Origin of the sequence: Methylobacterium sp. BTF04 (genome assembly GCF_010692745.1) — a bacterium.
Taxonomy (GTDB): Bacteria; Pseudomonadota; Alphaproteobacteria; order Rhizobiales; family Beijerinckiaceae; genus Methylobacterium.
This window is the reverse complement of sequence record NZ_JAAHTB010000011.1, coordinates 67,533-93,965: the sequence shown is the minus strand read 5'-3', so window position 1 is coordinate 93,965 and position 26,433 is coordinate 67,533. Positions and strand designations below refer to the sequence as shown.

The 26,433-nt window shown below is 66.3% G+C and carries 23 protein-coding genes; 11 read left to right on the top strand and 12 right to left on the bottom strand.

The features are described 5' to 3' along the window. Positions 1-93: 93 nt before the first annotated feature. From G3T14_RS09310 to G3T14_RS09300, 3 genes are all read right to left on the bottom strand, one after another. Positions 94-603 carry a hypothetical protein gene (locus tag G3T14_RS09310; protein ID WP_163642002.1) on the bottom strand — a complete coding sequence of 170 codons (510 nt, stop codon included), beginning with the start codon at positions 601-603 and terminating at the stop codon, positions 94-96. A 38-nt stretch (positions 604-641) separates the two neighbouring features. Then, complete coding sequence (locus G3T14_RS09305; RefSeq protein WP_348645247.1) at positions 642-2,351, bottom strand: sensor histidine kinase; 1,710 nt, start codon at positions 2,349-2,351, stop codon at positions 642-644. A gap of 96 nt (positions 2,352-2,447) precedes the next feature. Next, entirely contained in the window at positions 2,448-3,158 is a 711-nt protein-coding gene (locus tag G3T14_RS09300; protein ID WP_163642001.1) for a response regulator transcription factor, read from the bottom strand. A gap of 301 nt (positions 3,159-3,459) precedes the next feature. On the opposite strand from G3T14_RS09300, the gene G3T14_RS09295 reads away from it, so the two are divergent. Both G3T14_RS09295 and lepA read left to right on the top strand, forming a co-directional pair. Beyond that, entirely contained in the window at positions 3,460-4,248 is a 789-nt protein-coding gene (locus G3T14_RS09295; protein ID WP_163642000.1) for a DUF2470 domain-containing protein, read from the top strand. Positions 4,249-4,486: 238 nt separating this feature from the next. After that, complete coding sequence (gene lepA, locus G3T14_RS09290) at positions 4,487-6,292, top strand: translation elongation factor 4 (RefSeq protein ID WP_163641999.1); 1,806 nt, start codon at positions 4,487-4,489, stop codon at positions 6,290-6,292. Between the two features lie 10 nt (positions 6,293-6,302). On the opposite strand, the gene G3T14_RS09285 is transcribed toward lepA, so the two are convergent. Further along, on the bottom strand, positions 6,303-7,733 hold the full coding sequence (locus G3T14_RS09285; RefSeq protein ID WP_246733151.1) for a methyl-accepting chemotaxis protein: 1,431 nt from the start codon (positions 7,731-7,733) through the stop codon (positions 6,303-6,305). A gap of 460 nt (positions 7,734-8,193) precedes the next feature. On the opposite strand from G3T14_RS09285, the gene G3T14_RS09280 reads away from it, so the two are divergent. Beyond that, positions 8,194-11,100, top strand: a complete 2,907-nt coding sequence (locus G3T14_RS09280; protein ID WP_348645245.1) for an N-6 DNA methylase — start codon at positions 8,194-8,196, stop codon at positions 11,098-11,100. Here the strand turns inward: G3T14_RS09280 and G3T14_RS09275 are convergent. The 5 genes from G3T14_RS09275 to G3T14_RS09255 form a co-directional block, all read right to left on the bottom strand. Then, positions 11,017-12,156, bottom strand: a complete 1,140-nt coding sequence (locus G3T14_RS09275; RefSeq protein WP_348645244.1) for a sensor domain-containing diguanylate cyclase — start codon at positions 12,154-12,156, stop codon at positions 11,017-11,019. The genes G3T14_RS09280 and G3T14_RS09275 overlap by 84 nt on opposite strands. A gap of 90 nt (positions 12,157-12,246) precedes the next feature. Further along, positions 12,247-12,645, bottom strand: a complete 399-nt coding sequence (locus tag G3T14_RS09270) for a hypothetical protein (RefSeq protein ID WP_246733149.1) — start codon at positions 12,643-12,645, stop codon at positions 12,247-12,249. A gap of 176 nt (positions 12,646-12,821) precedes the next feature. Beyond that, on the bottom strand, positions 12,822-13,208 hold the full coding sequence (locus G3T14_RS09265; protein WP_163641995.1) for a hypothetical protein: 387 nt from the start codon (positions 13,206-13,208) through the stop codon (positions 12,822-12,824). Positions 13,209-13,272: 64 nt separating this feature from the next. Further along, positions 13,273-15,129 carry a methylmalonyl-CoA mutase subunit beta gene (locus G3T14_RS09260; protein ID WP_163641994.1) on the bottom strand — a complete coding sequence of 619 codons (1,857 nt, stop codon included), beginning with the start codon at positions 15,127-15,129 and terminating at the stop codon, positions 13,273-13,275. A gap of 205 nt (positions 15,130-15,334) precedes the next feature. Then, on the bottom strand, positions 15,335-16,138 hold the full coding sequence (locus tag G3T14_RS09255) for an undecaprenyl-diphosphate phosphatase (protein ID WP_163642073.1): 804 nt from the start codon (positions 16,136-16,138) through the stop codon (positions 15,335-15,337). 227 nt (positions 16,139-16,365) lie between these two features. Here G3T14_RS09255 and G3T14_RS09250 point away from each other — a divergent pair, with 227 nt between their 5' ends. Genes G3T14_RS09250 through G3T14_RS09240 form a run of 3 tightly spaced genes read left to right on the top strand, consistent with a single transcriptional unit; the run spans position 16,366 to position 19,102 of the window. Further along, positions 16,366-17,058 (top strand): glutathione S-transferase family protein, encoded by a 693-nt coding sequence (locus G3T14_RS09250; RefSeq protein WP_163641993.1) that lies wholly within the window; start codon positions 16,366-16,368, stop codon positions 17,056-17,058. 53 nt (positions 17,059-17,111) lie between these two features. Beyond that, positions 17,112-18,242 (top strand): tRNA epoxyqueuosine(34) reductase QueG, encoded by a 1,131-nt coding sequence (gene queG / locus G3T14_RS09245; protein ID WP_163642071.1) that lies wholly within the window; start codon positions 17,112-17,114, stop codon positions 18,240-18,242. Beyond that, the gene (locus G3T14_RS09240; RefSeq protein WP_163641992.1) at positions 18,239-19,102 is read left to right on the top strand and encodes an SDR family oxidoreductase; all 864 of its coding nucleotides are present in this window, start codon (positions 18,239-18,241) and stop codon (positions 19,100-19,102) included. The genes queG and G3T14_RS09240 overlap by 4 nt, the downstream gene beginning before the upstream one ends. A gap of 8 nt (positions 19,103-19,110) precedes the next feature. Here the strand turns inward: G3T14_RS09240 and G3T14_RS09235 are convergent, their stop codons facing one another. Both G3T14_RS09235 and G3T14_RS09230 read right to left on the bottom strand, forming a co-directional pair. After that, on the bottom strand, positions 19,111-20,139 hold the full coding sequence (locus G3T14_RS09235) for a GNAT family N-acetyltransferase (RefSeq protein WP_163641991.1): 1,029 nt from the start codon (positions 20,137-20,139) through the stop codon (positions 19,111-19,113). A 200-nt stretch (positions 20,140-20,339) separates the two neighbouring features. Continuing rightward, a complete protein-coding gene (locus G3T14_RS09230) occupies positions 20,340-20,726 on the bottom strand; it encodes a DUF2267 domain-containing protein (RefSeq protein WP_163641990.1) in 387 nt (128 codons plus the stop codon). A gap of 171 nt (positions 20,727-20,897) precedes the next feature. Here G3T14_RS09230 and G3T14_RS09225 point away from each other — a divergent pair, with 171 nt between their 5' ends. Further along, complete coding sequence (locus tag G3T14_RS09225) at positions 20,898-22,427, top strand: helicase HerA-like domain-containing protein (protein ID WP_163641989.1); 1,530 nt, start codon at positions 20,898-20,900, stop codon at positions 22,425-22,427. 187 nt (positions 22,428-22,614) lie between these two features. Here G3T14_RS09225 and G3T14_RS09220 read toward each other — a convergent pair whose 3' ends face one another. Continuing rightward, positions 22,615-23,229: a hypothetical protein gene (locus G3T14_RS09220; protein ID WP_163641988.1), complete on the bottom strand. Its 615-nt coding sequence runs from the start codon at positions 23,227-23,229 to the stop codon at positions 22,615-22,617. A 734-nt stretch (positions 23,230-23,963) separates the two neighbouring features. On the opposite strand from G3T14_RS09220, the gene rplU reads away from it, so the two are divergent. The 4 genes from rplU to obgE all read left to right on the top strand — a co-directional run bounded on the left by rplU (position 23,964) and on the right by obgE (position 26,424). Next, on the top strand, positions 23,964-24,278 hold the full coding sequence (gene rplU / locus G3T14_RS09215) for a 50S ribosomal protein L21 (RefSeq protein ID WP_163641987.1): 315 nt from the start codon (positions 23,964-23,966) through the stop codon (positions 24,276-24,278). Between the two features lie 32 nt (positions 24,279-24,310). Then, on the top strand, positions 24,311-24,577 hold the full coding sequence (gene rpmA, locus G3T14_RS09210) for a 50S ribosomal protein L27 (RefSeq protein ID WP_163641986.1): 267 nt from the start codon (positions 24,311-24,313) through the stop codon (positions 24,575-24,577). A 117-nt stretch (positions 24,578-24,694) separates the two neighbouring features. Continuing rightward, on the top strand, positions 24,695-25,171 hold the full coding sequence (locus G3T14_RS09205) for a hypothetical protein (RefSeq protein ID WP_163642069.1): 477 nt from the start codon (positions 24,695-24,697) through the stop codon (positions 25,169-25,171). A gap of 218 nt (positions 25,172-25,389) precedes the next feature. Further along, the gene (obgE, locus tag G3T14_RS09200) at positions 25,390-26,424 is read left to right on the top strand and encodes a GTPase ObgE (protein WP_163641985.1); all 1,035 of its coding nucleotides are present in this window, start codon (positions 25,390-25,392) and stop codon (positions 26,422-26,424) included. Positions 26,425-26,433 lie beyond the last annotated feature (9 nt).

The following is a 26,433-nucleotide window of genomic DNA, read 5'->3' as shown; positions in this document are numbered from 1 at the left end:
CGCCATTTTGTGCAGCGCAAGGTCGAGCGCAAGGTAAATGCGACGTTTTGTTCGCTCGAACGTCATGATCATGCCACGGTGGTGGCCCGCGCGCTACGGTCGGCGGCCGAACGGGATGTCGAGAATCGTTTGGTGCGTCCCGGCGGCCACGCCCCCCATTCCCGCGAGGGCGTCGAGAACCAGGCGCGGCGCGAGGCCCGTCCGCAGCACGGCGGCATCGAGGACGAGCCGGGGGAGTCCGACACCGAGGAGATCGATCTGCCCCGACGCCGCCTCCGGCAGGCGCGGCCTCTCCGCCACGAGATCGACCACCAGCCGCAGGTGCGCCATCTCGCCCGCCATCATGGCGCTGCACAGGCCGAGACCCCTTACTTCGATGCGGCCCGCCAACGCCGGGTGCGGCCGGGCGACGAGGGTGTCCCCCTCGCGGGCGAGCCGGACGCGGTCGTCTGCGATCAGCGCCGTGGACACCCCGCTCAGCGCTGCCCTGTCGAGCAGGAGAAGGGCGAGGGTCGACTTCCCGCTGCCGGACGCGCCCCGGATCAGCACGCCGGCCCGATCGAGCAGGACGCAGGTGGCATGGACCGTCTCGCCAACCGACATCGACGATTCCCTCGTGCCTTGCAAAACCCTCGGAAAACTCAGCGGGCGACGGCGGGGAGGCGGACGATGAAGCGGGCGCCGCGCACGGTCGGCTTTCCGTCCTCGTCCGCCGGGCCGGGGCGATTCTCCGCACGGATGGTGCCGCGATGGGCCTGGACGATCTGACGCGAGATCGAGAGTCCGAGTCCGGAATTCTGGCCGAAGCCCTGTTCGGGGCGATCGGTGTAGAAGCGCTCGAAGATCCGCTCCAAGGCGTGTTCGGGGATACCCGGCCCCTCGTCCTCGACGATCAGTTCCACGTCACCGCGGACGCGCCGCAGATCGACCCGGACCTTGGCGTCGGGGGGCGAGAACGAACGGGCGTTGTCGAGGAGGTTGTTGACGACCTGACCGAGGCGGCTGTCATGGCCGAAGATCGTGAACGGGGCCTCGACCTCGCCGGCCGGCGCATCGACGTCGAATTGAATCTGCGCGTCCTTCGCGCGGCGGCGCTCATTGGCCACTGAGACCACGGTGGTCATGAGCTTGAGCATATCGACCTTGCGCGCCTCGGCCCGCGCCAGCTCTGCGTCGAGTCGCGAGGCGTCGGAAATGTCGGAGATCAGCCGGTCGAGACGCTTCACGTCGTGCTGGATGATCTGGAGCAGGCGCGAGCGCGAATCGTCGGATTTGGCGAGCGGCAGGGTTTCGACGGCGCTCCTCAGGGAGGTCAGCGGATTCTTCAACTCGTGCGAGACGTCTGCCGCGAAGCTCTCGATGGCATCGATGCGCCGGTAGAGCGCCTGGGTCATGTCCCGCAATGCCCCCGACAGGTGGCCGATCTCGTCGGTCCGGCTGGTGAAATCCGGGATCTCCTCGCGCGACTTGATGCCGAGTCGCACCTTCTCGGCGGCATCGGCCAGCCGCCGCACCGGTCCGGCGATGGCGCCCGCGAGGAGGATCGACAGGACCAGCATCACGGCGGCGGCCACGAGGAAGACCTGGAGCAGGCCGAAACGCTCCGAGGCAATGACCCGGTCGATGTCGCCGCCCTGGGTCGAGAGCATCAGCGCGCCGCGCACCGTGCTGGCGCGCTGGATCGGGACCGCCACCGAGACGATGGTCTCGCCGGCCTCGTTGCGCCGGACGATGGTGCCGCGGGCGCCGCTCAGCGCCACCTGCACTTCCTTGAGGCTGTGGCCGCTCGCCGGGCCGACTTCCTCGACGGACGGGCTGCGGGGCGCGCCGACGAAGCCGAAGACCCGGCCCTGCACGAAGTCCCAGATCTGCTCCAGGGTGGTGCGCCGTGGCGCGCGGAGACCGGGCTCGCCCCGCGCCGAGAGCGTGCGGGTGTCGAACAGCAGGCCGCCATCCTGGTCGTAGACGCGGGCGCGGTTGCCGGTGGGGGTGATGAGGCGGCGCAGGAGCGGGGCCACCCGCTCGGGGTTCAGCGAGAACGCCAGGGGCGAGGGGGCGTCCTCGCCCTCGCCGGCCTGGAGCTGAAGCAACTTGTCGGGATCGATGCGGATCGCTTCGGTATCGCCCGAGGCCGAGGCCGAGGCGGCGATGGCGCCGGCGATGATGTCGCCCTGGATCAGCAGGCTCTGAACCCGCGCCTGAATCAGTCCCTGGCGGAACTGATTCAGATAGAGAAAGCCGAACAGCAGGGCGAACAGCCCGACGAGGTTGAGCACCACGATCCGGCGCGTCAGACTCGACGAGGCCCGCTGCCCGATGCCGTTCCACAGGGCCCGCGGCCAGTTCAGCACGCCGCGGCGCTCGTTTTCGACTTGGTCGGTGATGGCCACGATCGTCCGGAAACTCGAAGGGCGCGCGGGTCGCGCGCGGAGGGCGGAGCGCCGCGCTCAGCTTTCCTTGAAGCGGTAGCCGACGCCGTACAAGGTCTCGATCATGTCGAAGTTGGTATCGACGACCTTGAACTTCTTGCGCAGGCGCTTGATGTGGCTGTCGATCGTGCGGTCGTCGACATAGACCTGATCGTCGTAGGCCGCATCCATCAAGGCATTGCGGCTCTTCACGACGCCCGGTCGGTGGGCGAGCGCCTGGAGGATCAGGAATTCCGTCACCGTCAGGGTCACGGCCTCACCCTTCCAGGTGCAGGTGTGGCGCTCGGGGTCCATCATCAGCAGGCCGCGCTCGAGGGAGCGGGCGGCGGCATCGGCCTCGCGGGCGGCCGCACCGGGACCATCCTTCGGGGCGAAGCGCCGCAAAACGGCCTTCACGCGCTCGACCAGGAGGCGCTGCGAGAACGGCTTATGGATGAAGTCGTCCGCGCCCATCTTGAGGCCGAAAAGCTCGTCGATCTCCTCGTCCTTCGAGGTGAGGAAGATCACCGGCAGATCGGATTTCTGACGCAGGCGCCGGAGAAGCTCCATCCCGTCCATGCGCGGCATCTTGATGTCGAAGATGGCGAGATCGGGCGGCGAGTGCTTCAGGCCGTCGAGGGCAGAGGCACCGTCGGTGTAGGTCTGGATACGATATCCCTCCGTCTCCAACGCGATGGAGACCGATGTGAGGATGTTTCGATCGTCGTCCACGAGGGCGATGGTTGGCATGCGCGTTTCCTGTTGCTCGGATGCGGCTGTTGCGGGTGTCGGATCACCCACATCTCCGCATCCCACCCTTCGAAGGCAAGGGCCGGCAAAAACGCGCTGGCGACACCGCTGGAGCAGGCCGCATTCGCGCGGAGAGTCAGGCTGTGTAAAGGCAATGTGCCGAAAAAGCGAGCCGCGACGCATTGGTGCTTGACTGAGGCCAACGCGCCGCACTCCCCGGACGGCCCAAAGACCTCGCAATCCGGCCCACCGCACCGCTATCATCGCGGACCTGAATGGGACCCGATACGAGGACGACGCGATGGCCGATGACGAGATCCAGGGGGTGCGGCGCGGGCCGGCGGTCCCGTTGCCGGCGTCCGAAGCGCCCTTCGACGCCATCGGGCTCGGCCGCTACCTGTTGCGCACCATCCGCTCGGGGGCGCTGGCCACCCTCGACCCGGAGGACGGCACGCCCTTCGTCTCCCTGGTGACCATCGCGACCGACGTCGACGGGACGCCGCTGATGCTGCTCTCGCGGCTCTCGGCCCATACCCGCAACCTCCTGAGCGACCCGCGCGCCTCGCTGCTGTTCAGCGCCGGCGGCAAGGGCGACCCGCTCGCCCATCCGCGCCTCACCGTGACGGGGCAGGCGCTTCAGACGGCGGAGCCGCGGATCCGCGAGCGGTTCATCGCCCGCCATCCCAAGGCGAAGCTCTATGCGGATTTCCCGGATTTCGGCTTTTTTGCCCTGGAGCCGAAGGCGGGTCATCTCAACGGCGGGTTCGCCAAGGCGGCCGTGCTGACACCGGACGAGTTGCGCCTCGATCTCACCGGAGCCGAGTCCCTGGTGGCGGGGGAGCGCGGCGCTGTCAAGCACATGAACGCCGATCACCTCGACGCGCTGGCGCTCTACGCCATCGGCACCGGCGCCGAATCCGGCCCGTGGCGCCTCACCGGTCTCGATCCGGAGGGCATGGATCTCCTGGCCGGCGACCGCACGGCGCGGGTGCTCTACCCGGAGCCGATCCGCGCGATGGGGGATTTGCGCAAGGTCCTCGTCACCATGGCGGCCGAGGCGCGCACGGGCGCGGCTCCGGCTCCGGAATAATGGTATCTCCGCGACCTGGGCGTGAGGCGATCGTCCGCCCGGACGCTGATCGGGGTCGCGCCGCCGTTCGCTGCCGGTCCCGGCCCCTGTCGGGGTGAGACATGACCGCCCCGGCCCTACGCTTGGCGCAGGCGGCGGGCGCTGCTATCTGCGGGCGACCCGTTTCCCATTTCAAAAAAACCGTGCGCCGGGTCCGTCCTCAGACGACGGGTCGCGCGCGCCGGAGATCGCATCCTCGATGACCACGTCGCCCATCGACAACATCCGCAACTTCTCCATCGTCGCGCATATCGACCACGGCAAATCGACCCTCGCCGACCGGCTGATCCAGACCACCGGCACCGTGGCTCTGCGCGACATGAGCGAGCAGATGCTCGACTCCATGGACATCGAGAAGGAGCGCGGCATCACCATCAAGGCGCAGACCGTGCGCCTGGAATACAAAGCCGAGGACGGCAAGGACTACATCCTCAACCTGATGGACACCCCCGGCCACGTGGACTTCGCCTACGAAGTGTCTCGGAGCCTGGCCGCCTGCGAAGGCTCGCTCCTGGTGGTGGACGCCTCCCAGGGCGTCGAGGCGCAGACTCTGGCCAACGTCTACCAGGCGCTCGACGCCAACCACGAGATCGTGCCCGTCCTCAACAAGATCGACCTGCCGGCGGCCGAGCCCGAGCGCATCCGTGCCCAGATCGAGGAGGTGATCGGTATCGATGCCTCCGAGGCCGTGGCGATCTCGGCGAAAAGCGGCCTCAACATCGAGGCGGTGCTGGAGGCCATCGTCAAGCGCCTGCCGCCGCCGAAGGGTGATCGCGATGCGCCCCTCAAGGCCCTGCTGGTGGACAGCTGGTACGACGTCTATCTCGGCGTCGTCGTGTTGGTGCGCATCGTCGACGGCGTGCTCAAGAAGGGCATGAACATCCGCATGATGCGGGCTGACGCCGTCCACGGCGTCGACAAGATCGGCGTGTTCCGTCCTAAGATGGCCGATATCGCCGAGCTCGGCCCCGGCGAGGTCGGGTTCTTCACCGGCTCGATCAAGGAGGTCGCCGATACCCGCGTGGGCGATACGCTCACCGAGGACAAGCGCCCCTGCAAGGAGATGCTGCCGGGCTTCAAGGACGTCCAGTCGGTGGTGTTCTGCGGCCTGTTCCCGGTGGACGCCGCCGAGTTCGAGACTCTGCGCAGCGCCATGAGCAAGCTGCGCCTCAACGATGCGTCGTTCTCGTATGAAATGGAGACCTCGGCGGCCCTCGGCTTCGGCTTCCGCTGCGGCTTCCTCGGCCTGCTCCACCTCGAGATCATCCAGGAGCGCCTGGAGCGCGAGTTCAACCTCGACCTGATCTCGACAGCGCCCTCCGTGGTCTATCGTCTGCAGATGACCGACGGGACGATGAAGGAGCTCCACAACCCGGCCGACATGCCCGACGTGATGAAGATCACGACCATCGAGGAGCCGTGGATCCGCGCCACCATCCTCACCCCGGACGAGCATCTCGGCGGCGTGTTGAAGCTGTGCCAGGACCGGCGCGGGTCACAGGTCGATCTCAACTACGTCGGCAAGCGCGCCATGGTGGTCTATGATCTGCCGCTCAACGAGGTGGTGTTCGATTTCTACGACCGCCTGAAGTCGATCTCGAAAGGCTACGCCTCGTTCGATTATCACATCTCCGATTACCGCGAGGGCGACCTCGTCAAGATGTCGATCCTGGTCAATGCCGAGCCGGTGGACGCCCTGTCGATGCTGGTCCACCGCACCCGCGCCGAGCATCGTGGCCGGGCCATGTGCGAGAAGCTGAAGGACCTGATCCCGCGCCACCTGTTCCAGATCCCGATCCAGGCGGCCTTGGGCGGCAAGATCATCGCCCGCGAGACCATCAAGGCCCTGTCCAAGGACGTGACCGCCAAGTGCTACGGCGGCGACATCTCGCGCAAGCGCAAGCTCCTCGACAAGCAGAAGGAGGGCAAGAAGAAGATGCGCCAGTTCGGCAAGGTCGAAATCCCGCAGGAGGCGTTCATCGCCGCCCTGAAGATGGACGATTGAGCCACTTCGCTTAGCGGGCCGACAGGGTCAATTGCCGCGTCGCCTGCCCCAGATTGTGTCCCTGATCCCGCAACTGCGCCGAGGTCTCCCCCAGAGTCTGCGATGAGGCCAGCGCTTCGGCGGTGGTGGCCCGCAGGGCGTCGAGGTGAAGCGTCGCCTGCGCCATCGTGGTGCTGGCGCGCGCCACTCCATCGGCGATGCCGCGGGCGGCGTCCTGATGCGACGCGCTCACCCGGGTGATGTCGGCGGCGGTGGTCTGCACGGTCTCGATCTCGCCGCGCACCCGCGACAGCGAGGCGGTGGACCGGGCGGCGACCTGCCGGAGCAGATCGACCTGCGTGGTGATCTCGGCGGTGGCCTGCGTGACGCGGCTCGACAGCGCCTTGACCTCGCCCGCCACCACGGCGAAGCCACGCCCGGCCGGTCCGGCGCGGGCCGCCTCGATCGTCGCATTGAGGGCCAGCAGGTTGGTCTGGTTCGCGATCACGCCGATCAATTCGCTGATCTGGCCGACGCCGGCGATCTTGGCCTGCAGATCCGTGAACACCCCCACGGCTTCGTCGAGGATGGCGGCCGACCCACCCGCGATGGTCCCGACCCGCTCGGCATGGCTGCCGGCCTCACGCGACAGCACCACGAGATCCTGGGCCGACCGCGCCACCTGCGCGATGTCGCGCGCGGCGTCGGAATTGGCCCGGTCCACCTGCGTGCGGCGCGCATCGACGGTTTCCGCCACGCTCAGCACCGCCTGGGCGCCTGCTTCCACCTGCACGGTCGTGCCGGCGAGCTGGTGGGCGATACCGTCGAGGGCGCGCATCAGCGCATCGACGCGGGTCCGCTGCGCGTGCTCCGTGAGGGCGAGCGTGAGGCGGTCGGCGACATAGGCCATGAGCTCGAGGAGGTCGGGCTTGAGTTCGGCGGTCTCCCGCGAAAAGAACTCCAGCACGATCTCCACGGTGTCGCCGAGGCAGACCGGAAACATGAAACAGCCGCGCACCCCGTTCTCGCGGGCCGTGGCCGCCCGGACGAACCCGGGAAGGACGGTGACGTCTTCGCACGAGATCGGTTTGCCCCCAGACGCGACGCGGCCGACGAGGCCCTGGCCGGGCGCGAAGACGACGCTCTCGGAGGCCGCCACGAAGGCGTCGGCCTGTCGCACGACGTCGGACGGGGCGAGGTACCACGCGCGCATCGAGGTCATGCCGCCGCTGCCGTCGGCGAGGCGCCGGTAGGCATGCGCGATCGGCCACCCTGTGAAGCCGGCGACGATCGCGAGGCAGTCGCGGGTCGCGGCCTCGGGCGTCGGCGCTGCGGCGCAGGCCCGCGCGACCGCGTTGAGGAAGGCGAGGACGGACCCGATATCCTGCGGAACCGTCGTCGGCGGCCGATCGGCATCCCGCCGTGATCCGCCGATCGTCCGGAACATCGCGAAGGTACTCATCTTGGCCACGGAGGACTCATTCTCGGAGGTGCCACGCCAGCACGCCGCCAGAAGCTTCGATTTGCAAAAAAGTTGCTTCGGCCGGTGGGGCTACCTGTCATGAATAGCCTTAGTATGATTGAAGAAACCTTGTCGGCCGCGTCGCTTCATGCACAAATTGGCAGCATGGCTGGCCGAATTTTAGCCTGCCGTCGGGCTGACGCGCGGCCCGGATCCCGAAGACGACAGCCGCGATCGGGCGATTGATAAACAACCTGAGGTAATGTTATCTGGCTTCCCTCAAGCGGGAGAGCCGATGCCGATCGAAGACGACGTTCTGGGCGCTATCGTAGCTGAATTAGCGGTTCGCCCGGGGCATGAGAAGGTCCGCGCTCTGCTGTACCGTCTTCTGACCGACGCGCTGGGAGCCCGCAGCGAGCAGATCGCATTTGAAAGAAAAATACCTGAGGTTAACGGCCGCGTGGATGCGCTCCTCGGCCGGACGGTCATCGAGATCAAGTCCGATCTGCGCCGTGAGGGGCCCGCGGCCGAGGTCCAATTGGCCCGCTACCTGCCCGAGCGCGAACGCGCCACCGCCCAGCGCTATGTCGGGCTCGCCACCGATGGCGCGACCTTCATCGCCTACGAGATGCGCGACGGCGCGCTGGTACGGCTAAGCGAGCATGCGGTGCGCGCGGTCGATTCCCGCAAGCTCACCGCCTGGCTCGAGGGTGTCATCGCAGTACGCGACTGGCTGCCTGCCGATGCCGATGGGATCACCCATGAACTCGGCCGCCAGAGCGTTGCCTTCGCGCGCACGCTTGGCCTCCTCGCCGAAGCCTGGGATACCGTGGCCGACGATCCCGAGGCCGTGCTGAAGCGCCAACTCTGGTCGCGCCATCTCGGCTTCGTCTACGGCAAGGCCATCGACGACGATACGCTGTGGCTCCAGCACACCTATCTGGTCATCCTGGCCAAGGCGATCGCCGCCGGGGCGATGGGCACGGCGGAATGCTCGCCCGCCGATCTCCTCTCCGGCCGGCATTTCCACGAGGCTGGTGTGCACGGGGCGGTGGAGACCGATTTCTTCGGCTGGATTCTGGAGGCTCCGGGCGGCGAGGCGGTGGTGGCGCGGCTCGCCGCGCACGCGGCCCGATTCGACCTCGGCAGCGTCGACGTCGACCTGCTCAAGGTCTTGTACGAATCCCTGATCGATCCCGAGCAACGGCACGATCTCGGTGAGTATTACACGCCCGACTGGCTCGCCCGGAAGGTCGTGCGACGCGCCCTCGATGCGCCGGCCGAGCAGAGCTGCCTCGATCCGGCCTGCGGGTCGGGCAGCTTTCTGTTCCACGCGGTGCGTCTGAAGCGGGAAGCCCTGGTCGCAGCCGGGGTGCCTCTGGGCGAGGTCGCGGCGCGCTGCTGCGCCTCCGTCAGCGGTTTCGACGTGCATCCGGTGGCGGCGATCTTCGCACGGGTCACCTACCTTCTGGCCCTCGGTGAGGCGCTGCCCGGACGGGCGGGCGACATCTCGCTGCCGGTCTATCTGGGCGACGCGCTACAGTGGAACGTCAAGCGCGACGCATTCGAGAGCGATCTCGTCATCGAGGTGCCGCGCGATCCGCGCGAGGGTAAGAAGGGCGCACCGACCTTGCGCTTCCCGCTCGGGCTCTGCGCTGATCCGGCGCTGTTCGACGGCGTCGTCACGGCCATGCACGATGCGAGCGAGGCGGGGCGCAGCGCAGCGACCTTCGCCCGCAGCCTGCCCGGCCTCGGGGTACCGCCCGATCAGATCGAGACCCTGCGCATCACCTTCGCAACCTACGACCGCCTGCGCCGTGCCGGACGTGACCATGTTTGGGGCTTCTTCGCACGCAATCTCAGTCGGCCGGTGGCGCTGTCCGATGGGGCCCGCGTCGACGTGGTCATCGGCAATCCGCCCTGGCTGTCCTACCGGTTCATGGCGACAGCCATGCAGGGGCGCTTCCGGGAGACGGCGCGGCGCCTCGGCATCTGGGTCGGCCCCGAGGAGGGGCGCCTGGTCACTCAGACCGACCTGTCGGCGCTGTTCTTCGCCCGTGCAGCCGAACTCTATGCCCGCGCACCCACGGGGCAGCGTCCCGGCGGACGTGTGGCCATGGTGCTGCCGCTCGCGGCTCTTAGTCGGGGCCAGTTCCGCGCCTTCCGCACCGGCGACTGGACCGGCCTGAGTGTCGCCTTCACCGAGGGATGGGTGCTCGACAACCAAGCGATCTCGCCGCTGTTCCGGGTGCCGACCTGCGTACTCTTCGCCGATGTCACCGATGGCGCGCCCCATCCCACGCCGGCCCGGATCACCGCCTTTGCCGGCCGTCTGCCGTTCAAGGATGCACCGGAAGATCTGGCCGACCGCCATCTGACTCAGGTTGCGGCAGATGCACCGACCGCCGCGAACTTCGCGGCGGTGTCGCCGTATCGAGGTACCTTCCGGAACGGCGCCACGCTGTATCCAAGAACGCTATGCTTGGTGACGCGCGTCAGCGTTCCGAAAATGGGAACGAGTTCGACATCACCGATCGTGTGCAGTGAAGAGCGTGAGCGCAAAGGCGTTTGGAAAACCGTTGCGCCACTGCGTGGCGCGATCGAATCTGCGTTCCTACAACCCGTATACCTTGGGGAATCAATCGCGCCATTTCGCGTTCTCGAATCCTCGGAAGGGGTCGTGCCGACATTACAGGACGGAACGGTTCTGTCGGCGGAGCAAGCGCGCGATCGCGGCTTTCCGAGCTTGGCGAAATGGCTCGACGCCTCGGAAGCGCTTTGGAAGCGCTTTGGCGCAGGGAATAAAACCTTCAAAAAGCAAATCGATCATTATAATAAGCTATCTTCTCAATTTCCGCTTTCAACCAGACGAGTAGTATTCTCGAAGGCAGGAATTTTACCTGCTGCCTGTATCATTCAAAATTTAGAGGGTGTGATCGATCATAAACTCTATTGGGCCAGCATCGAATCAAACGCCGAAGCCTATTATCTCGTGGCGATCCTCAACAGCGAAACCGTCCGCGCGCGCATTGCGCCACTCCAAAGCCGCGGCGAGCAAGGCGCCCGCGACTTCGACAAGCTGATGTTCACCCTGCCGATACCGCTCTTCGACCCGCGTTCGGAGGCGCATTCCGCGCTGGCGACGGCAGGGGAGGCGGCTGAGCGCATCGCTGGCGGCGTGGCAATTCCCGCTGGGGCGACATTCCAGAAGGCACGCGCTCTCGTGAGAAAGGTCCTGCGGGCCGACGGTGTCGCGGCGCGCATCGATGCTTTGGTGGCGGCGCTACTCGGACCCGAGCCGGGGGGCGGGCTCGATGCGGTGGAAGGTCTGCGGGCCGGTGCCGCGCCGGAGCCCGTCGCGGTCTGATTGCCATGAGCCGCCCGATGCCGCGGGCTGAGCCGGTGCGACGAACGTCCGAAACGTGTTCCGGCCCGCGGCCTTGGCGGCATACAGGGCCGTGTCGGCGCGTGTGAACAGTTCGGATGCGCTGCAGGCATCCGCCCGCGCGATTCCGACGGAGGCGCCGAGGACGAGCCTCCGGCCGCCGCGTTCCACCGGCCATTTCAGGGCCGCGACAATGGTCTCCGCCAGTGTTTCGCAGGCCCGTGCATCGACGGACGCGCTGAGCACCACGGCGAACTCGTCGCCGCCGATGCGGGCCACGAGATCGGCCTCGGCGCAGACCGTGCGCAGGCGTGCGGACGCGTCCTTGAGGCAATCGTCGCCCAGCGCATGCCCGAAGGTGTCGTTGATCTGCTTGAACCCATCGAGGTCGACGAGCAGGAGCGTGCCGCCGCCGCCCGCGTCGAAGGCCGCGAGACGGGTCTGGAACACGCTGCGATTGGGCAATCCCGTCATCACGTCGAATTCGGCGAGATAGCGCATCCGGTCGCCGAGAATCTTCTCGTCGGTGATGTCCTGCTTCATCCCGAAGATGCGCACGGGCACGTCGCCCTCGCATTCCACCGTCGCCGTCAGCCGCATCCAGCGGCGGCGCCCAGTCGCGGTGATGATCTCGGCATCGAATTGGAAGCCGCTGCGCTCGGCGATCGCCTGGCTCCGCAGGGCGTCGAGAATGAGCCGCGACTCTTCGGAATACGATTTCAGCGTCTGGGCTCGGTCGATGGGCGTGCCGCGCGGGATGTCGAAGAGATCGTAGACGCCGCCGGTCCAGGTCAGTGTCTCGTCGGGCAGACTGCATTCCCAGACGCCGATGCGCGCCAGGGCCGATGCGCGCTCGAAAATCTTCGCACTGTGGGCCAGGGCCATCGCCTGCTCGGCGAGCCGCGCTTCGAGACGCGCGATGGTCGCGGCGGCCTCTCGATCCCGGATGTCCAGGGCCATGTCGGACGTCGGCACCGCACACAGGATAGCGTCCGGTGTGATCGGCCTCTCCAGTTCCGCTGCGGAGGCGTCGAGCATGGGCGGCTCCCCTACCGGCAACGTTACGGCGATGCGTCGACCGTACCTTTGCGTCCGTTAAGGTTTTATGTCCGGAGTGTCCGGCGCCCCTTACTCGGCCGGCTTGTCGGGGTCGTTGAGCGAGGCCTTCTCCACCGGAGGCTCTGCGCTCGCCACCGCCTTGCGCTCCAGCATCGGCTGAAGCCGGGCGGCGAGTTCCTGCCCGAGGTGGCGCGTATAGGCGGTCTTAAAATAGCGGTTGCCGCTGCCTCGGCCGAAGAGATGGTCATGGGCCACGATCATGGCATCGACTTCCGGCCGGCACAGAAAGCCGATGATTCCCGCGGCCTCATACCAGCGTCCGGCCCGGGCGTGCCCCATGGCGGCGGGATTGGCCATCACCGTGTCGGCGAAACACTCGGTCGCTGCCTCAACGAGCGGCGTCATCACGGCATGCGGGTCGGTGGGAGAACGGCCTGCCGCGTCGGCCGTACCGATGCCGAGGGTCATGACGAGCGCGCCGAGCAACAAGGCCTTCATCGTGCGAAGCTCCGTACGAAATCAATCCCGATTCGCACGCAGTATTTACCGAGGATTTCGTTCGGAACAGGGCGCATCGCTGCACCGTGTCGCCGTATTGTCAGGTGCCTGTCACCTGTGTCCGGCCGGGCACAGGTTTCAGCCGGTCAGCCGCGCCGCTCTGCGTTCCAGCGGCCGCTGCAGGCGATCAATCCGGTCGTGTTCCAGGTGCCGCCCCCAGTGCCCTGGAGTCCGAGGCGTCCGACCACGTCGGCGCTGTCGGACCCGCGGCTGATCACGGCGCGCACCGCACCGGAATTGGAGACGCGCCCGGCGATGTTGAACTCGCCGCCGGCATAGCTCGCCTCACCCTTCCGAATCTGGACGCCGTACCGGTAGGCGCGGTCGCAGGGCCCGTCCATGGTGACGACTTCGATGCTCCACGATCCATCGTAGCGATTGGGAACCTGGACCTTCTTCTTGGCGGCGTCCGCCCCACCCATAGTGAGGGCCAGCAGGCTTAAGGATGTTGCGACGACGATCGCGGCTCTCATGGTGATCCGTTCGATGGAAGCGGGGCTGGCCGTTGAAACTCGCGAGCCGACCGATCGGTTGCCCTCACGAGTGGGTCGCCCGCCCCAAGGCTTGGTCGAGGAGCGCCAGCAGGTCGCAGCCGGCGTAGAGATAGGCCGCGACACCGGCCGCTTCCAGCGGCGCGGCGAGGTCGCCCGGCTTGCCGGCGAGGTAGATCGTGTCGGCACCCGCCGCTTTGAGGGCTTCGGCCGCCGACACGGCGTGCGTCGCATAGACCGAATCGGCCGAGCACAGGCAGGCGATGCGCGCGCCGGAGTGCTTGAAGGCCTCGGCGAGCGCCGCCGCCTCGGTGAAGCCGTCCTCGTTCACCGCCTCGATACCGCCCGCCGCGAAGGCGTTGGCGGCGAATGTCGAGCGTGCGTTGAACACCGCGACCGCACCGAGATTGGCGAGGAACACCGCCGGGCGGCGCCCCGCCTTCGCCAGATACGCGTCGGAGGCGTCGCGCAGGGCCTCGTAGGGCTCGGCGAGCCGGTGCGCGGGCAGCGCCGCGCAGGTCCAGGTCTCTCCACCGGTAAAGGGCACCGGCGGTGCATCCACGGGCGGCACGTCGAGAACGGTGACGGGCTTCTCCGCCAGGAAGGGGAACTCGCTGGCGCCGGTGAGAGCTTCGCGCCGGGTGGCGACGTCCTTGGCGCGTGTCGCCCGTGTCGCGGCGATGTCGGTCTGGACTTGCCCGGCACGCAGGCTGGCGACGATGCCGCCTTCGCGCTCGATCGCCTGGAAGGCGGCCCAGGCGGTGTCGGTGAGCTGCTGCGTCAAGGTCTCGAAGCTGCCGGCACCCGCCGCCGGATCGGCGACGCGGGCGAGGTTCGATTCCTCGATGAGCACGATCTGGCTGTTGCGCGCCACGCGCCGGGCGAAGGCATCGGCGAGGCCGAGGGCCGCCGTGTAGGGCAGGGCGGTGACGCTATCGGCACCGCCGAGCCCGGCCGAGCACGCGGCCATGGAGGTGCGCAGGATGTTCACGAAGGGGTCGCGGCGGTTCATCATCCGCCATGCGGTCTCGGCATGCAGCCGCAGGGGCTTCGGATCGAGGCCGCAGGCTGCCTCCACGCGAGCCCAGAGCCGGCGCATGGCGCGGAACTTGGCGATGGTGAGGAATTCGTCGGTATCGGCCACCAGCAGCACCGCAATGGCATCGCGGGCGCGGCCGAGATCGTGGCCCCCGGCCTCCAGGGCGCGCAGATAGGCCACAGCGGTGGCGAGCACCGCGGCGAGTTCGGCGCCCTCGCTCGCACCGCCCGCGTGGTAGGGCCGTCCGTCGGCGAGACAGGCCCGCCCGGAAAAGCCGTCGGCGTCGAACTCGGTGAGCGTGCGGGCGAGGGCCGCGCCGAAATCCGCGCCGAGTGTGCCGGTGGCCGCGAAGGTGCCGATCGGATCGAGACCAAGATCGAGGTCGAGCCCGCTCAGGGGCTCGCTGCGTGCCGCGGCCAGCGCCTTGATGGCGGCGGCGGCCTGCAGGCCGTGTCCACCCGCGTCGATGCGGATGGCGATGAGCGACAGCATCACGCCGTCCAACGCCGTGTCGAGGGCCGAGGCATCCGCGACGTCGAGGCCGAAGCCGCGCGCGGTCGGGGCGCCGTTGAAGACCAGGGTGAGCGCGTCGGCCCCGCCTTCGAGGTCGGCCATGGCGAGCGTCCGGGCAGTGCCGGCGTCGGGATGATCGACGCGCTGGGCGATGCGCCAGGGGCCCGGCGCGCGCATCGGCTGCGCGACCGGTTCGGCGGCGTCGTAGAGCGGTTCGATCCGCAGCCCGTCGGCGGTCTTGCCCACCAGCCGCTTCTCGAAATCCGCACCCTTCAGGACGCCGTCGACGAGGCCGAGCCAGCGCTCGCGGGTCGCCGGCGGAAACAGGTCGGCGAGGGGGCGGTCTTCCATCGGTCAGGCCTTCGCGGTCATGGCACCGACCCTGTGCGGATCGGCGATCTGTCTCCGGAAAAGCCCTCGCACGGCGAGGCTTCCCGAGGCAATTGCCCCGGGAAAGCGTATTTTGCATCCAGGTCCCGGCGGAAAGCGACGCCACCGCATCGAGCCTGCGTTCGCCCCCTATGCCGTGGAGAACGGAGCGATGCCGCTGTCCCGCCTATCCGAGGATGATCAAGCCGGCGAAGCCCAGGGAGCCGACGATGATGCGCCACCACGCGAACAGCCGGAAGCCGTGGGCGGAGACGTAGTCGAGCACCGTGCGGACCACGATCAGCGCCGAGACGAAGGCCACGATGAAGCCGATCACGATCAGGCCGGCATCGTCCTTCGAGAGGTTCTTGTAGTTGTCGAGCAGATCCTTGGCGAAGGCGCCGGCCATGGTCGGGATCGCGAGGTAGAACGAGAATTCGGTGGCCGAGCGCTTGTCGGCGCCCATCAGCATCGCGCCGACGATGGTGGCACCCGAGCGCGACACGCCGGGGATCATCGCCAGGCACTGGAACAGGCCGATCTTGAAATCCATCGGAAGGGTGAAGTCGTAGACGTCGTGCTTCCGGGTATCGAGATCGGTCTCGTCGAGCACCAGAAGGACGATGCCGCCGGCCACCAGGGTCGCGCACACGATCCACGGATTGAAGAGGTAGTATTTGATGTATTTCGAGAACAGGCCGCCGATGATCGCCGCCGGCAGGAACGCGAGCAGGATGCCGGCCACGAACCGCCGCGCATTCGGATCGCTCGGCAGCGCGGTCGCGATGCCGACGAGTCGTTTGAAGTAGACCGCCAGGATCGCCAGGATCGCGCCAAGCTGGATCAGCACCTCGAAGGTGTTGTTGGGAGACTGGAAGCCGATGAAGTGGCCGACCAGCAACTGATGTCCCGTGGAGGAGACCGGTATGAACTCCGTGGCGCCTTCGACCACGGCGAGCACGACCGCCTTCGCGATGCTCATCGCATCCATCATGTCATCGCCTCGACGATTCGGATTGTTCGGGGGCCGGGACGCGCCGATCCTGCAACGTCCGGGCCGCAGCTTTCGCCGATCAGGATTGACGGACGGTTACCGCACTCGATCGAGCGTGTTAATGAGGCGGCAACGATCGGGCAATAAAGCTTATCCGCCGACCCTCTCCGAGGGGCTTCGACGCGTCTCGCCCTCGGCACTTTCCCCCGTTTGAAACGGCCTCGATGGCGACGCTCCACCACTCCTCCTTCTGTCCGCATTCGCGCTTCATCCGTCTCGTGCTCGCCGAGATGGGCATGGAGCCCGCCCTCGTGGAGGAGCGGCCGTGGGAGCGGCGCGACGCTTTCCTGATCATCAACCCCGCCGGCACGACCCCGGTGCTGGTGGAGCAATCGGGTCTCGCGGTGCCAGGGGCCGGCATCATCGCGGAATATCTCGACGAAACCCGCGGCCTCGGCCTCTCCGGCCGCCGGCTCCTGCCCGAGACCACGGCGGGCCGGGTCGAGGTGCGGCGCCTGCTCGACTGGTTCCTGGTGAAGTTCGACGCCGAGGTGACGGCGTACCTCGTCACCGAGAAGATCTCGAAGCGCTTCATGAACAGCGCCGCCGGTGGCGGGCCGCCGGACATGAACGCCATCCGGGCGGCGCGCACCAACGTGCGCTATCACCTCAAGTACATCGGCTACCTGATGTCCCGCCGCAAATGGCTGGCGGGCGACCATCTGACCTATGCCGATCTCGCCGCCGCCGCCCATCTCTCCTGCGTCGATTACCTCGGCGACGTGCCCTGGGACGAGGACGAGACCGCACGCGACTGGTACGCGCGGGTGAAGTCGCGCCCGTGCTTCCGCACGCTGCTGGCCGACCGGGTGCCCGGGATGGCGCCGGCGGACCATTACGCGGATCTCGACTTCTGACCGTTTCGCCAACGCCGCGCCGCCCCCCACGAAAAATCCTGGCGGGGGAGGACCTGCGCCGTGCGGTCGAGGCGCGCGCCCGGCATCTCGGCTTCGATGCGATCCGCGTGACCCGGCCCGATGCCGTGCCCGAACTCGTCGAACGCCTGCCGGCCTGGCTCGCAGCCGGCCATCATGGTGGGATGGCCTGGATGGAGGACCGGGCCGACCAGCGCGCCGATCCGCTCACCCTGTGGCCGCAGGTTCGGAGCGTCGTCATGCTCGGCATGAATTACGGCCCCGAGACCGACCCCCTCGACCTGCTCGGGCAGCGCGACCGCGGCGCCATCGCGGCCTACGCGCAGCGGCGCGACTATCACGATGTTTTGAAGGGAAAGCTCAAGGAGCTCGGCGGCTACCTCTCCGCCAAGGGCGACGTTCGGGTGAAGGTGTTCGTCGACACCGCCCCGGTGATGGAGAAGCCGCTGGCCGCCGCAGCCGGCCTCGGCTGGCAGGGCAAGCACACGGTGCTGGTCTCGCGCACCCTCGGCAACTGGCTCCTGCTCGGGGCGATCTACACCTCGGCCGACTTCGCTCCCGACGATCCCGAGACCGACCATTGCGGCTCGTGCCGCCGCTGCCTCGACATCTGTCCGACGAACGCCTTCCCGGCGCCCTACGCACTCAATGCGCGGCGCTGCATCTCCTACCTCACCATCGAGCACGAAGGCCCGATCGGGCGCGAATTTCGGACAGCGATCGGCAACCGAATCTTTGGCTGCGACGATTGCCTGGCGGTCTGCCCCTGGAACAAGTTCGCCGTCACGGCGGGGGAGGGGCGCATGGCGGCGCGGGCCGATCTCGTCAGTCCGCCCCTCGCCGAACTGGCGCGGCTCGACGATGCGGCGTTCCGGCTCCGCTTCGCCGGCACGCCGATCAAGCGCACGGGACGCGACCGCTTCCTGCGCAACGTGCTCATCGCCATCGGCAATTCGGGGGAGCCGGCGCTGGCGGCCGAAGCGGAACGGTGCCTGTCCGATCCCTCGGCCCTCGTCCGCGCCATGGCGGTCTGGGCGCTCGGCCGTCTCAGTGGGACAGCGGCGTTGCGCGGTCTTTTCAACGTCCATGCCTTGGGCGAAATGGATGAGGATGTCCGGGCCGAGTGGCGCGAGGCTTTGGATCAGGCGGGAAACACGGCGGCATGAATCTCTTCGTCTTCGGTCTCGGCTTCACGGCGCGCCGCTTCGTCGAACGCGCAGCGGCTCAGTTCGACCAGGTCCGCGCCACCGTGACCGATCCGGCGCGGGCAGGCGCCGGGCTCGACGGCGTCGCGCTGCGCGGCTTTGGCCCAGATGTGGACGACGCACGGATCGCCGCCGATCTGGCCGACACGGACGTTCTGCTGGTGTCCGCCCCACCCGGCCGCGACGGCGACACGGTGCTCGGCCGCTACCGCGACGCGATCGTCCAAAGCCGGATCGGCTGGATCGGCTATCTCTCCACCATCGGGGTCTATGGCGACCAGCAGGGGGCGTGGATCGACGAGACGACGCAGCCCAATCCTGCGAGCGGGCGCTCGCACGGCCGGATCGCCGTGGAGAACGCGTGGCTCGCGCTGGGCGCGGAGACCGGCAAGGCGGTGCAGGTGTTTCGCCTGTCGGGTATCTACGGGCCGGGCCGCAACCCGATCGTGAAACTGCGCGAGGGCAAGTCGCAGCGGATCATCAAGGCCGGACAGGTCTTCAACCGCATCCATGTGGATGACATCGCCACCACGCTTCTCGCGTCCATCGCTCGCCCGCGCGCCGGCGCGATCTACAACGTCACCGACGACGAGCCGACGCCGCCGCAGGTCGTCACCGAGCATGCGGCCGACCTCGCCGGCCTGCCGCTGCCGCCCGAGATCGACTTCGAGACCGCCGATCTCAGCCCGATGGCGCGCAGCTTCTACGGCGAGAACAAGCGGGTACGGAACCGGCTGATCCGCGACGAACTCGGCGTGGACCTGGCCTATCCGACTTATCGCGAAGGGCTCGCCGCCCTGATGGCGGACACGAAGGCCTGAGGCCGCGCTTACGCCGCCCGGCGGTTCGCGGCCGGGCCGAAATGGTCGATGTAGCGCGCGGCGATGGCCGAGACCGGGAGCACCACCAGCACGTCGGTGGTGCCGAACTGCCGGTCCACCACCGCCCCGTCGCCGAAGGTGGCGCCGACGCGCAGATACCCCTTGATCAGCGGTGGCAGCGATTGCAGCGCGGCCTTCGGGTCGACCGCTTCCCGCGCCAGCCGATCCATGGCGACGTAGCGCTCCGGCAGAGCGCGGGCACGCCAGTTCTCGGGGGCGCGGGCGTGGTGGTGGAGGAAGCTCAACGGGAGGGCGAGGCGGTCCGGGTCGGTCCCCTCCAGGCTGGCGCAGCCGAGCATCGCGTCGATGCGGTGATGCTGGACGTAGGCCCAGATGCCGGCCCAAAGCAGCTCCACCGTGCGCTTGGTGCGGTAGGGCTTGAGCACGCAGGAGCGGCCGAGTTCCAGGAAGCGCTTTCCCGGATGCGCGGCGAGCAACGGGGCGATGTCGTATTCGCCCGCCGAGTAGAAGCCGAAATGCCGATCGGCCGCGTCCTGGCGCAACAGGCGGTAGGTGCCCACCACCTTTGGGCGCGGGCGCCGGAACGGTTTGGCGTCGGTGGCGGCGTGGTCGATGACGAGGAGGTGGTCGCAGACCGTGTCGTAATCGTCGATGTCGCGGCGGGCCAGCAGGGTCATGCCGGTGGGGATCGCCGACATCTCCTCGTAGAACACACGGTAGCGCAGGCGCTGCGCCCGGCGGATCTCGGACACCGAGGTCGCCAGCCGCACTTCGAGGTTGCCGATGCGGCCGAGGCTCGGGTCGAGGCCCGGTGCGGCCAGCGGCTTTTTCAGGCGCGGCTTGAACTTGATCGGGACGGCGCCGGGCGGGATCAGGCCGCGCCCGCCGAAGCCCGGCAATCCGGCAAACCCGGCATCCGCCCGCTTCTGTTTCATCCGGGCCAGGGGCGCCTGCACATGCGTCTCCCAGCCGGTGAGCCACGCCGCGGATGCGTCTCGCGCGAAGTTCGGGACCATCGTCGAATCCGCCTGTCGGGACCGCGAGGCGGGCTCCCGTTGGAGCCCTGAGCCTCGCGCCTTCGGGAGGTCACATCATCACGAAGCGCGCACGCTTTTATGACAGGAATTCGCGTTGTGCGAGAGGTGTTTGTAGAAACCCGCAGGGGTCTCTTCGGCGGTTCCCCAATGGGTAGCCGCCGAAGAAAAACGCAAGGAAATCAGACGAACTGGTTCAGGCCGGGAATCGCGCCGACGATCGGGCCCATCACGTCCTCGCCGGCCTTCTCGCGGCCATAGGCGAAGAGTTCGCTGCCCAGGGGCTGCATCTGGCCCATCGGCACGCCGGCCGCCATGAGCTTCTGGCCGAGCGCCATGACGCCGCCGCCCATCATGCCGCCGAGCATGCCCATCAGGCCGCCGCCGCCTTCATCCGCGTTCGATGCGGCGACCGCGGTCTCCGAACCCGGCATTGTGGCGAGCAGCTGCGCGACTTCGGTCGCCGGGCCCTCCTTTTGCAGGAAGGCCAGGATGTGGCCGATGGCGGTCTGCGCTGTCGCGGCATCCAGGCCTGTCACGGTGGTGACGCGGGCAATCAACTCGTCCATCTCAAAACGCTCCAGCGTAGTCGGGACCCTGTCCTTCCGGTCTGTCCGCGCTGAAATCAAGACCACGCACCGCGACGCTGGAAAATGCCGCGGCCTGACGGCATAACCGGATGACACGGACGGGCGGGTCTTTTCCGACCCGTTTCGACCGGACGTTGGGAGCGGACGATCATGCAGGGCGACGGCACGATCCTGGTCGGCAAGAGCATCCTCAAAGGCGGCGGTACCAAGCCGGAGGCACTGATGCTTCGGCTCGCCAATCGCCACGGGCTGGTGGCGGGGGCCACGGGCACCGGCAAGACGGTGACGCTGCAGGTGATGGCCGAAGGCTTCTCCAATGCCGGCGTCCCGGTCTTCGCCGCCGACATCAAGGGCGACCTGTCGGGCCTCGCGGCGGCCGGCGAATCGAAGCCGGTCTTCGTCAAGCGCGCCGAGGAACTCGGCATCACCTACGAGCCCGACCGCTTCCCCACGGTGTTCTGGGATTTGTTCGGTGACCAGGGTCACCCGATTCGCGCCACGGTGATCGAGATGGGGCCGCTGCTGCTGGCGCGCCTGCTGGAGCTCAACGACACCCAGGAGGGCGTGCTCAACATCGCCTTTCGGGTCGCCGACGACAACCATTGGCCGGTCCTCGACCTCAAGGACCTGCGCGCGCTGCTGCTCTACCTCACCGAGAATCTGAAGGAGATCTCGGGCAAGTACGGCAATGTCTCGGCGGCCTCGGTCGGCGCGATCCAGCGCCAGCTCCTGATGCTGGAGAACCAGGGCGCCGACAAATTCTTCGGCGAGCCGGCCCTCGATCTCAACGACTTCATGAAGACCGATCGCGACGGGCGCGGCATCATCAACATCCTGGCCGCCGACAAGCTGATGCAGCGGCCCCGGCTCTACGCCGCCTTCCTGCTGTGGATGCTGTCCGAGCTGTTCGAGCAGCTCCCTGAAGTGGGCGATCTCGACAAGCCCAAGCTCGTGTTCTTCTTCGACGAGGCGCACCTGCTGTTCGACGATGCACCGAAGGCCCTGCTCGATGCCGTCGAGCAGGTGGTGCGCCTGATCCGCTCGAAGGGCGTCGGCGTCTATTTCGTCACTCAGAACCCGCTCGACGTGCCGGAAACGGTGCTCGGCCAGCTCGGCAACCGGGTCCAGCATGCCCTGCGGGCCTTCACGCCGCGGGACCAGCGCGCGGTGAAGGCGGCCGCCGAAACGTTTCGCCAGAATCCCGGTTTCGACGTCGCCGAGGCGATCACCGAACTCGGCGTCGGCGAGGCGCTGGTGAGCTTTCTGGAGGCCAAGGGCACGCCCTCGGTGGTGGAGCGCGCGCTGATCGCTCCGCCCCAGGGCCGCGTCGGCCCGATCACGCCGGCCGAGCGCGCCGAACTGATCGCCAAAAGCCCGCTGCGGGGGAAATACGACGAAGCCGTCGACAACGAGAGCGCCTACGAGATTCTGGCCAAGCGCAAGGGGCTCGATTCGGGCCCGAGCGAGGAGGCTGTCTCCGAGAATGGTCTGGGTGGACTGATGGGTGGCTGGCTCGGCAGCGTCCTCGGCACAAAGCCGTCGACCAAGGGGCGTCGCCCGGCGCCGAGCCTTGCCGAGCAGGTCATCGGCAATGCCGCGCGCTCGATGGCGCGCAAGGTCGGCACTGAGGTTGGCAATGCTATCCTTCGGAATGTGCTCGGTGGAATGACGAAGAGGTAGCTGAAAAGACTATTTAATGTTTACGGATATGAGCAATAATAAAAATGCGGCGAATGAATTAAAATTAATATAAATTCTGGAAACCGCAAAATCTCCGATATAAATTTAAGTAACGAATTTCAAAAATCTGTAAAGCCAATTTATATAGAGTATTATAATTTCTTAAATGAGAATTAGGTTTGATATTCTATCCATATAATTTTTCGTCAGAGGAATTGTCGCCCTTTGCTAGCTTGATAAGAATTGGAAGAAAAGAAATAATCGATGATAGTATGATAGAAAATCCAATAAAAACGTCTAGCGGACGGGCAGGGCTGATCATCGTGATCCTACCCAATTCTCTTTTCGCAAAAACATGTCCACCTGCAGAGGCAGAGCGAAGAAGATTTAAGCATTCCGTTTTGTTTGCTTTGGGATTTCGTAGGTAAAGATAAGAGGCGAGCCTAAATTTAGCCGGAAGATATCCAGCTTCGGAAAGTTTTCTTAGAGAACATTCAGCTTCGTTGCGATCTGTGGTGCTTTCTATTTGCGCAACCGCCATTCTAAAGGCTGCTGCACGCGAGCCCATCGAAGCTGCAATTTTAAGCCAGCGCAATGCAGCGCCTTTGAATTCGACTTTTTTTCCTGCGTCGTAATACGAAGCAATATATATTGCGGCAGCTAATGAACCTTCAGTAGCAATTCTTGACAACTCATTTAACGAATCGATCTTTTCAGCATGTGGGATTTTCGAAAATATGATTTTATACAGTCGGGATAAATCATCTCGTTTCGTTTCACTGTCCCAGATTACATCGGACATCCAAAAACCCTGTGACATCTGTGTTGCCTTTCAACAAGACTCGCCGGGACGTCCAATAGGTGGTGGCGGTGATGGCTGGGGAGGTCATTCAGCGCCATTCGGACTAATCAAGCACCATATTAGAGTGCATATTTGCCGCCAATCAACACTAGCTGGACGATTTTTTATCTCAATTTCTTTTTGGAGGCCGCCTTTATTGGCGCAGGCATAAAATCGTGCTCTTTTTGTGAGATCGGATCCCACGACAAGACTGTGGTTTAAGCGGATTTTCGTAAGATTCGATTTTAGTATTGATAAATAAAATACGATTTTTGATATTATGTCGAGATGATCCATGTTCAATGGTTGATCGGCCGATGGTATTTGAATGTAAAAAGCTGTTGTTATTGGAGGCCGGCGTATCGGGTGCCGATAAACAAGATTTATTTTGAATGAATTTTATTTCACGAATGTTGTATAATGACGCCCCTGACAGCCTCACGCTTAATGCTGGAACTGTAGCGCTCAGCCCCTTCAAGCGGGCACAAAACTTTCCAAGGCCTTCGGCTTCTGGTTTGACAAATCGGTGCCGATCCGACTATCCACCGGCACGGCGCGCGGCTTCCTCGACGAAGTCCGCGCGTTTCGCGTTCGCGCCCGGCTCGACCCGGTGATGCGGATGACCTGAACAAGAAGACGGTCCAGGATTCGCCGCGAGGCGCGCCGGAGGCCGGCAGAGAACACGAAAGAGAACGATGTTCGCAGTCATCAAGACGGGCGGCAAGCAATATCGCGTTGCCGCCAACGACACCATTACGATCGCCACCCTCGAGGGCGAGGCCGGTTCGGCCGTGACCTTCGGAGACGTGCTGCTCTTCACCGACGCAGCCGGCGCCACTCAGGTCGGCGTGCCGATGCTCTCGGGCATCAGCGTCACCGGCGAGATCGTCAGCCATGGCCGCGACGCGAAGGTCATCGCCTTCAAGAAGCGCCGCCGGCAGAACTCGCGCCGCAAGCGCGGTCATCGCCAGCACCACACCGTGGTGCGCATCACCGCCATCAGCGCCTGATCTGAGCCTCAGAGAATTCGGAGTAAGCCACAATGGCCCATAAAAAAGCAGGCGGCTCGTCCCGCAACGGCCGTGATTCGGCCGGCCAGCGCCTCGGCGTGAAGAAGTTCGGTTCGGAAGCCGTGATCGCCGGCAACATCATCGTGCGCCAGCGCGGCACCAAATGGCATCCCGGCACCAATGTCGGCATGGGCACGGACCACACCCTGTTCGCCAAGACCGATGGCCATGTGCTGTTCATGACCAAGCGCGGTCGCGCTTTCGTCACCGTCGTGCCGATGCAGGAAGCCGCCGAGTAGCAGCGGACCGATTCTGCCTCGACCGGATCCGGTGACGGAACGGTCGGCGTCTTGAGAGACCGTCGGGGAGGATGGACAACCATCCTCCCTTTCGTCGTCTGGAGCCGTGCGACCGTGATGACGCGTATCCTCGCCCTGATCGCCTTGCTGGTCGCATGCGGTGCCGCGGCCGCGTTTTTTCTGCGCGGTGAGGTCCGACCGTCCGCGGCCAACGGCGAGGACACGCCGACGGCGCGCCGGACGAAGGCGGCGGATTCCACGCTCTATTGCGAATTCTACGACTTCGTCGGCCGTCGTCCGAAGGTCGGGTTCACCTTCGTTATGATGCCGGGTGCGGTCGCGCCTGTCTTCACGCAGGCGAACCAGATCGAGAGGGACGGGACGCGGACGGAATTCGGAGCCGAGGCGCCGCGACCGGCCTGGGTGTTCGAGGCCTCGGACAGTCCGGCAACCCTCACCGCGCCGGATGGTGCGATCACGATCAATATCTACGCCTACGATCCGGCACGGCGCGACGCGACCTGGTTCGAGGCGGGCCTGCGCAGCGTGCAGTACCTGAACCTCGACGGGAAATGCCGGCACGGCGTCGGGTGATTCCCGGCTCCTGACGCAACGGGCGGGACGTCCCGTCGGACCCGGCCCGGGCGCGCAACAGCACCGTCGCGAGATGGGGATTCCGATCCTCGGACCTCGCGATGCGAGAACGAGATCCGGCGGCGTCGGAGCGGATACGATATCGGGTCCGACGCTGTAAGGTGGGGCGGACACGCCCGACCCGGCAACCGACCTGAACAGATGAGACGAGCAGCACCGTGAAATTCCTCGACGAAGCCAAGGTCTATGTCCGCTCCGGCGACGGCGGTGCCGGATGCGTGGCCTTCCGGCGCGAAAAGTTCATCGAGTTCGGCGGTCCCAACGGCGGCGATGGCGGCCGGGGCGGCGACGTCTGGGTCGAGTGCGTCGACGGCCTCAACACGCTGATCGACTATCGTTACCAGCAGCACTTCAAGGCCAAGAAGGGCGAGCACGGCATGGGCTCGAACCGCCACGGCGCCAACGGCGCCGACGTGGTGCTGAAGGTCCCCGCCGGCACCGAGATCATCGCCGTCGACGGCGAGACCCTGATCGCGGACATGACCCATGTCGGCCAGCGGGTGCGCCTCGCCAAGGGCGGCAACGGTGGCTTCGGCAACGCCTATTTCACCACCTCGACGAACCGGGCGCCCAAGCACGCCAATCCGGGTCTCGAGGGCCACGAGCAGTGGATCTGGCTCCGCCTCAAGCTCATCGCCGATGCGGGCCTCGTCGGTCTGCCCAACGCCGGCAAGTCGACCTTCCTCGCCACGGTGACGGCGGCCCGTCCCAAGATTGCCGATTACCCCTTCACCACCCTGCATCCGGGCCTCGGCGTGGTACGGTCGGACGAGCGTGAATTCGTCCTGGCCGACATTCCGGGCCTCATCGAAGGCGCCCATGACGGCGTCGGCCTCGGCGACAAGTTCCTCGCCCACGTGGAGCGCTGCCGTGTGCTGCTCCACCTCGTCGAAGCCACCAGCGAGCATGCCGGCAAGACCTACAAGCTCGTCCGGAAGGAACTCGAAGCCTACGGCCACGATCTGGCCGAGAAGCACGAGATCGTCGCCCTCTCGAAAGCCGACATCGTCGATGCCGACACGCTGAAGGAGCAGGTCGCCCGGCTCAAGCGCGCCTCGAAGAAGAAGCCGCTGATCCTGTCCTCGGCCACCGGCCTCGGCGTGCAGGATGCCCTGCGTGCGATCGCCCGCGAGATGGACGACGCCAAGGCCGCCGCGGCCGAGGCGCAGCCGGCGGATGCCTGGCAGCCCTGAGAGACGCCG